3 protein-coding genes and 1 riboswitch are annotated in these 1,223 nt (G+C 73.5%); of the genes, 2 read left to right on the top strand and 1 reads right to left on the bottom strand.

Features of this window, described 5'->3' with window-relative positions; genetic code table 11:
* The coding region (locus AWZ10_RS50325) for an FAD-dependent oxidoreductase (RefSeq protein ID WP_159058308.1) at nt 1–119 on the bottom strand (119 nt) is incomplete at its 3' end.
* Nucleotides 117–228: riboswitch (TPP riboswitch) on the bottom strand. Its footprint overlaps the gene before it by 3 nt.
* Before the next feature lie 52 nt (nt 229–280).
* On the opposite strand from AWZ10_RS50325, the gene AWZ10_RS20330 reads away from it, so the two are divergent.
* Both AWZ10_RS20330 and AWZ10_RS20335 read left to right on the top strand, forming a co-directional pair.
* Entirely contained in the window at nt 281–664 is a 384-nt protein-coding gene (locus AWZ10_RS20330) for an avidin-fold protein (RefSeq protein ID WP_060891749.1), read from the top strand.
* Between the two features lie 32 nt (nt 665–696).
* On the top strand, nt 697–1,223 hold a 527-nt coding region (locus AWZ10_RS20335; RefSeq protein WP_159058309.1), incomplete at its 3' end, for an FAD-dependent oxidoreductase.

Here is a 1,223-nt window from a genome sequence, read left to right on the forward strand (position 1 = left end):
CCGGGCGCGGGATCGACCACGGCGGTGGCGAACCCGCGCCGCGCGGCCCGCCACGCCGTGACCAGCCCGATGATTCCGCCCCCCACGACGAGGACGTCTGACGTGTGCGTACGCGACATGGGCGTCCAGCCCCTCCCTTCGCCGGCATGACCCGGATCAGGTTCGTACGGTCGGAGGCCGCCAGCCTCCCTCTCAGCCCGGTGCGTCCGGGCTCCCGCGAGTGCTCTACGTTGGCCCACCTTAGCCCTCGCCGTTCGTCCCAGTAAGGGAGCCTCCGCCCATGGCCCGCTCGCTCGACGGTCTCGTCCTCGCCCCGGTCGCGGACCAGGCCCCTGGTCAGGTGGGCACCCGTACCCGGTTCGCGTACCACGAGAAGGACGGCGAGATCTGGGCCGAGTACGCGGGCGGCGACGTCGTGCGCGGTCATCTCGTGGGCACGCGCGCGGGGGACCGGCTGGACTTCCGGTACGTGCAGCTGAAGACCGACGGGACCACCGCGTCCGGGCACTGCCGGTCCCTGGTGGTCGAACTGTCCGACGGGCGGGTCCGGCTGGAGGAGACCTGGGAGTGGGAGTCGCGGCCGGGCAGCGGGACGAGCGTGGTGGAGCAGGTCGAGGGGACCGCGGGCCGGGCCACGGGGAGCGAGCGCCGCTCCACCGGCTGACTGACCGAATGTCAGTTGTCTATGGTGACCGGGTGAGCGAGCAGACGCAGCAAAGGGACGGAACGCCGACGCGGCGCGTGGTCGTCGTGGGCGCGGGCATGGCCGGCGTGCAGACCGCGGTCGCTCTGCGTGAACAGGGCTTCACGGGCGACGTGACGCTGATCGGCGCCGAGCCGCACCAGCCCTACGACCGGCCGCCGTTGTCCAAGGCCGTACTGCTCGGCAAGGCCGAGGGATCCGCCTTCGACGTCGACTTCGAGGCGCTCGGCATCGAACTCCGGCTGGGCCGCGAGGTGTCGGGCCTGCGCCCCGCCGAGCACGAACTCGACACGGCCGCGGGGCCCGTCCCGTACGACCTCCTCGTCCTCGCGACCGGCGCGGAACCGATCCGGCTGCCGGGTGCCGACGGTGTGCCCGGGGTGCATCTGCTGCGGACCCTGGACGACGCCGAGCGGCTGCGGCCCGTGCTGGCCCGGCAGCACGACATCGTGGTCGTGGGCGCGGGCTGGATCGGCGCCGAGTTCGCCACGGCCGCGCGCGAGGCGGGCTGCGCGGTGAC

Origin of the sequence: Streptomyces europaeiscabiei (assembly GCF_001550375.1) — a bacterium.
Taxonomy (GTDB): domain Bacteria; phylum Actinomycetota; class Actinomycetes; order Streptomycetales; family Streptomycetaceae; genus Streptomyces; species Streptomyces europaeiscabiei.

Bases quoted from the DNA above. Each gene is read 5' to 3' on its own strand.
- AWZ10_RS20330 (WP_060891749.1), top strand. From the start codon at position 281: ATGGCCCGCTCGCTCGACGGTCTCGTCCTCGCCCCGGTCGCGGACCAG.